The sequence below is a fragment of the Actinokineospora sp. genome, from assembly GCF_050699995.1.
GTDB lineage: Bacteria > Actinomycetota > Actinomycetes > Mycobacteriales > Pseudonocardiaceae > Actinokineospora.
Genome location: NZ_JBOHGC010000008.1, coordinates 1 through 5,342, shown reverse-complemented (window position 1 = coordinate 5,342; position 5,342 = coordinate 1). Strand labels below are relative to the sequence as shown.

At 68.8% G+C, this 5,342-nt stretch carries 7 protein-coding genes and 1 pseudogene; 7 read left to right on the top strand and 1 reads right to left on the bottom strand.

The features are described from left to right. Both ACRDSQ_RS00515 and ACRDSQ_RS00510 read left to right on the top strand, forming a co-directional pair. A partial coding sequence (locus ACRDSQ_RS00515) for an aspartate aminotransferase family protein (RefSeq protein ID WP_431417790.1) occupies nt 1-753 on the top strand: 753 nt, incomplete at its 5' end. Next, on the top strand, nt 753-2,246 hold the full coding sequence (locus tag ACRDSQ_RS00510) for a CoA-acylating methylmalonate-semialdehyde dehydrogenase (RefSeq protein WP_431417788.1): 1,494 nt from the start codon (nt 753-755) through the stop codon (nt 2,244-2,246). The genes ACRDSQ_RS00515 and ACRDSQ_RS00510, both read left to right, overlap by 1 nt. Nucleotides 2,247-2,296: 50 nt before the next feature. On the opposite strand, the gene ACRDSQ_RS00505 is transcribed toward ACRDSQ_RS00510, so the two are convergent. Further along, nucleotides 2,297-3,109 (bottom strand): S1C family serine protease, encoded by an 813-nt coding sequence (locus ACRDSQ_RS00505; RefSeq protein ID WP_431417786.1) that lies wholly within the window; start codon nt 3,107-3,109, stop codon nt 2,297-2,299. 102 nt (nt 3,110-3,211) lie between these two features. On the opposite strand from ACRDSQ_RS00505, the gene ACRDSQ_RS00500 reads away from it, so the two are divergent. The 5 genes and pseudogenes from ACRDSQ_RS00500 to ACRDSQ_RS00480 form a co-directional block, all read left to right on the top strand. Continuing rightward, on the top strand, nt 3,212-3,520 hold the full coding sequence (locus ACRDSQ_RS00500) for an ArsR/SmtB family transcription factor (protein WP_431417785.1): 309 nt from the start codon (nt 3,212-3,214) through the stop codon (nt 3,518-3,520). Further along, entirely contained in the window at nt 3,517-3,993 is a 477-nt protein-coding gene (locus tag ACRDSQ_RS00495; protein WP_431417784.1) for an SRPBCC family protein, read from the top strand. Before ACRDSQ_RS00500 ends, ACRDSQ_RS00495 begins: the two co-directional genes overlap by 4 nt. Before the next feature lie 16 nt (nt 3,994-4,009). Next, nucleotides 4,010-4,513, top strand: coding sequence for a nuclear transport factor 2 family protein (locus tag ACRDSQ_RS00490; RefSeq protein ID WP_431417782.1), 504 nt, complete (start codon nt 4,010-4,012; stop codon nt 4,511-4,513). A 195-nt stretch (nt 4,514-4,708) separates the two neighbouring features. Continuing rightward, nucleotides 4,709-5,005, top strand: a complete 297-nt coding sequence (locus ACRDSQ_RS00485) for a hypothetical protein (protein WP_431417781.1) — start codon at nt 4,709-4,711, stop codon at nt 5,003-5,005. Then, a pseudogene (locus ACRDSQ_RS00480) lies at nt 5,005-5,342 on the top strand (DUF6973 domain-containing protein); the annotation flags it as partial. The gene ACRDSQ_RS00485 and the pseudogene ACRDSQ_RS00480, both read left to right, overlap by 1 nt.

The following is a 5,342-nucleotide window of genomic DNA, read 5'->3' as shown; positions in this document are numbered from 1 at the left end:
GACTACACCGCCGCCTGCGTGCGGGACCTGCGCGACGTCATCGACTCCACCACGGCCGGCGACGTGGCCTGCCTGATCGCCGAGCCGATCCAGGGCGTGGGCGGCTTCGCGGTGCCGCCGGACGGGTTCTTCGGGGCCATGAAGGAGGTCCTCGACGAGTACGGGATCCTCGTCGTCTCCGACGAGGTGCAGACCGGCTGGGGGCGCACTGGCGAGCACTTCTGGGGCTACGGGGTGCACGGCGTCACCCCCGACCTGCTGACCTTTGCCAAGGGCATCGGCAACGGGATGGCGATCGGCGGTGTGGTCGCCCGGGGCGAGCTTATGGACGGCCTCACGGCCAACTCGATCTCCACCTTCGGCGGCAACCCGATCGCCACCGCGGGCGCCAACGCGGTGCTGGACTACATCCTGGACAACGACTTGCAGGCGAACGCGGCCAAGCTCGGAATCCGCCTGTCCGAGGGCCTGCACGACATCGCCGCGCACAACCCGGTCGTCGGCGACGTCCGCGGCAAGGGCCTGATGATCGGCATCGAGTTGGTGGTGCCGGGTGGGAAGGACCCCAACCCGATGGCCGCCGTGCGGGTGCTGGAGGAGACCCGCGCGCGTGGACTGCTCGTCGGCAAAGGCGGGCTGCACAACAATGTCATCCGGTTGGCGCCACCCATGACGCTGACCGAGGAAGAAGTCGACGAAGCCCTCGATGTGCTCGGGGAGTCCATCGCCGCGGTGTCGGGCGGTGTGCGCTGATGCGCAGGATCAGCCACTGGATCGACGGCAAGCCGTGGTCGGGTGACACCGACCGCTTCGGCGAGGTGTTCGATCCGGCGACCGGACAGGTCGCCGCCCACGTCGACTTCGCGGGGTCCACGGAGATCGAGGCGGCCGTCTCGGCGGCGCGCACGGCCTCCGTGGAGTGGCGGGACGCCTCGCTGGCGGCTCGGACGTCTGTCCTCTTCGGATTTCGCGAGCTGCTCAACGCCCGGAAGCGGGAGCTGGTCGATCTGGTCACGGCCGAACACGGCAAGGTGACCGACGACGCGGCGGGCGAAGTGCAGCGCGCGATGGAGGCGGTCGAGTTCGCCTGCGGGGTGCCCACCCTCCTCAAAGGCGGGCACAGCGAGAACGTCTCGACCAGGGTCGACGTGTACTCGCTGCGTCAGCCGCTGGGCGTGGTCGGGGTGATCTCGCCGTTCAACTTCCCGGCGATGGTGCCGCTGTGGTTCGTGCCGAATGCCTTGGCGTGCGGCAACACCGTGGTCCTCAAGCCGAGCGAGAAGGACCCGTCGGCGGCCAACTTCATCGCCGAGCTGTTCGCCGAGGCAGGTCTGCCCGACGGCGCGCTGAACGTGCTGCACGGCGACAAGGTCGCGGTCGACGGCCTGCTCGAACACCGGGACGTGCGGGCGATCTCGTTCGTCGGCTCGACCCCGATCGCCCGCTACGTCTACGAAACCGGGACACGGCACGGGAAGCGCGTGCAGGCGTTGGGCGGGGCCAAGAACCACATGGTCGTGCTGCCCGACTCCGACCTCGACCTCGCGGCGGACGCGGCGGTGTCGGCGGGCTTCGGGTCGGCCGGGGAGCGGTGCATGGCCGTCTCGGTGGTCGTCGCCGTCGACCCAGTGGGCGACGAACTGGTAAGCCGCATCCGCGACCGGATCGCGAAGCTGAAGGTCGGCGACGGAAAGCGCCCTGGCTGCGAGATGGGTCCGTTGGTCACCGCCGCCCATCGGGACAAGGTGACGTCCTATGTGGACAATGGAACTGGTGAAGGCGCCGAGTTGGTCGTCGACGGTCGAGAGCATGAGATCGACGGCGAAGCCGGGGGATTCTGGCTCGGCCCGACACTGTTCGACCATGTCGAACCGGGAATGGCGCTCTACCAAGACGAGATCTTCGGTCCAGTGCTGTCCGTGGTCCGCGTTCCGACCTATGAGGACGCTGTCGGAATGGTCAACGCCAACCCATACGGCAACGGGACGGCGATCTTCACCAACGACGGCGGCGCGGCCCGGCGGTTCCAGCACGAGGTGGAGATCGGCATGGTCGGCGTGAACGTGCCGATCCCGGTGCCGGTGGGCTACTACTCCTTCGGCGGCTGGAAGGACTCCCTCTTCGGCGACACCCACGCTTACGGCCCCGACGGCATTCACTTCTTCACCAGGACGAAAGTGGTCACCAGTCGGTGGCTCGATCCCTCACACGGCGGCGTCAACCTCGGATTTCCGCGCAACGTGTAGGACACGCACCGTGCGGGCCACGGCCCACGTGGCCCGCCCGGTGTGTGGGGTCACTCGATCTTGGACAGCACTGACTTCACGGTGTCGACCGGGATGCTGAACCCGATGCCCACGCTCCCCGCCGAACCGTCGGCGCCGGAGACGGGGGAGTAGATCGCCGAGTTGATCCCGATGACCCGACCCGCGGTGTCGAACAGCGGGCCGCCGGAGTTGCCCTGGTTGATCGACGCGTCGGTCTGGATCGCCTTGTACGACGCGCCTCGCGAGCCGCGGTTGGGGATCGAGACGTCACGGTCGAGGGCGCTCACGATGCCGGTCGTGACTGTCCCTTGTAGGCCGGCGGGCGAGCCGATCGCGATGACCTCGTCGCCGACTTTCAGGTCGCCGGAGTCGCCGAGGGTCGCCGGGGTGAGCCCGGAGACGTCTTTGGCTTGCAGCAGCGCGAGATCCGCGCCCGGGTCGGCGCCGAGCACCTCGGCTTGCGCGGTCTTGCCGTCGGCGAAGGTCACCGTGATCTCGCGGGCGCCCGCGACGACGTGGTTGTTGGTCAGGATGCGGCCGTCGGCGCTGAGGATGACGCCGGACCCGACGCCTTGCGCGTTCGCGGTCCGCGTGCCGACCTGCACGACGCTCGGCATCACCTTGGCGACGGTGTCGGTGATGTCGGTGGGCGTGTTGACTGACGCGTTCTGGGCGACGGTCGGGTGCAGGGCCGTCGGCTGGTCGGAGCCGATCAGCGCGCCCGCCACGCCGCCCAGGGCGCCCGCGCCCAGCACGGACGCGGCGACCAGGGCGACGGCGCCGCGCTTGACGCGGCCACGCGGCGGCTGGGGGTGGGTGTAGAGCGGCGGGTACTGGTTCATGGCTCCAAGGTCGGGCCGGCGGGTATGAGGAACCTGTGGAATGGCGAGGGATTGGCCAAGAAACCGTTGACCGGCAACTTGGTAAGGCGTAACTTACCGTTCGTGGTGACTTACCAAGCAGCCTTCGCGGCGCTCACCGACCCGACCCGGCGGGCGGTGTTCGAACTGCTCGTCGAACGGCCGCGGGCGGTGGGCGAGCTGGCGGCCGAGCTGCCGGTGAGCAGGCCCGCCGTGTCGCAGCACCTCAAGGTGCTCAAGGACGCGGGCCTGGTCGTCGACCACGCCGAGGGCACCCGCAGGCGCTACCGGGTCGACCCGGCGGGCGTCGCGGCGCTGCGCGGCTATCTCGACCAGTTGTGGGACAAGGCATTGGCGGCCTTCGCGGCCGCTGTCGAGGAGGAGGAGACATGACCCAGGGAACCGGCATCCGCGTCCAGAAGTCGATCACCGTGAAGGCCACGCAGGAGCGTGCGTTCACCGTGTTCACCACGAAGATGGGCACCTGGTGGCCCGCCGACCACCACATCGGCGACACCGAGTTCGCCGACGTCGTCATCGAGCCCAAGTCCGGCGGCCGCTGGTTCGAGATCGGCAAGGACGGCGCCGAATGCGACTGGGGATCGGTGCTCGCCTACGACCCGCACGACCGGTTCGTCCTGACCTGGCAGCTGCAGGGCGACTGGAAGTACGACCCGGACACCGCGCGTGCCAGCGAGATCGAGGTCCGGTTCATCCCCGAGGGCCCGGACAGCACCCGCGTCGAACTCGAACACCGCCACATCGACCGCCACGGCGACGCCGGCGAAGAACTCCGGGGCGCCTTCGACTCCGACCGCGGCTGGCCGTTGACGCTGCAGTCGTTCGCCCGCGCGGTGGAGGGCTGACTCGGTACCGTCGGTTATGACCACGGACCAGACCACAGCAGCCTGGCGGGCGGCGGCCGAAAGCGCCGACGCGAACGCGGTTCGGCCGCTGCTCGCCCCGACAGTCACCGTCATCTCGCCGCTGACCGCCCGATTCCGCTTCACCGGCCCCGACCACGTGTCGGCGATGATGACCGCCGCGTTCACGGTGATCAGCGACATCAAGTTCCACACCGAGGTCGGCGACGACAAGACCCGGGCGCTGTTCTTTCATGGGCGCTGCGGGCGGGAGGAACTGGAGGAGGCGCAGCTGCTCCGGTTCGACGAGAACGGGCTGATCACGGAACTGACCCTGTTCGGCAGGCCACTGCCCGCGGCGACGGAGATCATGGGGAAGATCGGCCCGCTGCTGCTGCGCAAACAGGGCCGCCCAGCCGTCGCACGACTGGTGTCGGTGCTGAGCAAGCCACTGGCGGTGGTCACCCGACTCGGCGAGAAACACATCGTGCCGATGGCCGACCCGGCCCGCGCCAAGTCCTGAGGTCAGCGGATGAGCGCCCATCGCGGGAGTGCTGTGGCCTGCCCGGCTTGCTCGTGATGTTCGATGGGGACGGCCCTGGCTCGGCCTGTCCTTGAAACTACTTGTTCGGCGTGTTCGATCGCCCCTCTCGCCTGTTATCACGGTTACAGCCTGCGGAGTCGCTGCTACTCTCGGTCGGAGATGGGGGAGGGAAAGATGGCGGGGTTTCAAGTCGATCCTGGAGCGCTGCGCGTTGCGGCCGATGCTGCGAAGCAGGCTGCGGATGTCGTGCGCAAGCTGGAGTTGGGCAGGGTGGCTGAACTCGCCGCAGCTCTGCCGGGGACGGAGTCCGCCGGGACCGCCGGTGCGCTCGGCCCGCACTGGGAGGTCGCCCGCGCGAGGTGGGCCGAGGGCATGGACTCCTACGCGACCGCGCTGACCACGGCCTCCGATGACTACCAGGCGCGAGACGATGTTGCCGCGCACGGTTTCGGCCGGACGGCAGGCCGCTGATGGCCACGTGGGCTGAAATCAGGCAGTGGCAGCCCGACGTCATCGGGCAGGTCGGTGACCATCTCGCCGCGCAGAACAAACTGGTAGTCGGCTTGCAGGACGAGCTTGACGGTGCCAAGCCGGTCGAGTGGACAGGGGAGGCGGCGGAAGCCGGCGACAATGACCTCCGTGCGCGTCGCCAAGCGCTGGAGGAACTCGCCGCGCGACTGTCCGCTGCGGTAAAGATCATCGATGACACCGAGCGGTCCGTGCGGGAACTGGTTCGCGGCGTGGAGGCGACAGCAGAGCACGCGACGAGGAACGGCTACCGAATCGAGAATGGCGAGGTCGTCAAGAC

Bases quoted from the DNA above. Each gene is read 5' to 3' on its own strand.
- ACRDSQ_RS00510 (WP_431417788.1), top strand. From the start codon at position 753: ATGCGCAGGATCAGCCACTGGATCGACGGCAAGCCGTGGTCGGGTGAC.
- ACRDSQ_RS00505 (WP_431417786.1), bottom strand. From the start codon at position 3,109: ATGAACCAGTACCCGCCGCTCTACACCCACCCCCAGCCGCCGCGTGGC.
- ACRDSQ_RS00495 (WP_431417784.1), top strand. From the start codon at position 3,517: ATGACCCAGGGAACCGGCATCCGCGTCCAGAAGTCGATCACCGTGAAG.
- ACRDSQ_RS00490 (WP_431417782.1), top strand. From the start codon at position 4,010: ATGACCACGGACCAGACCACAGCAGCCTGGCGGGCGGCGGCCGAAAGC.
- ACRDSQ_RS00485 (WP_431417781.1), top strand. From the start codon at position 4,709: ATGGCGGGGTTTCAAGTCGATCCTGGAGCGCTGCGCGTTGCGGCCGAT.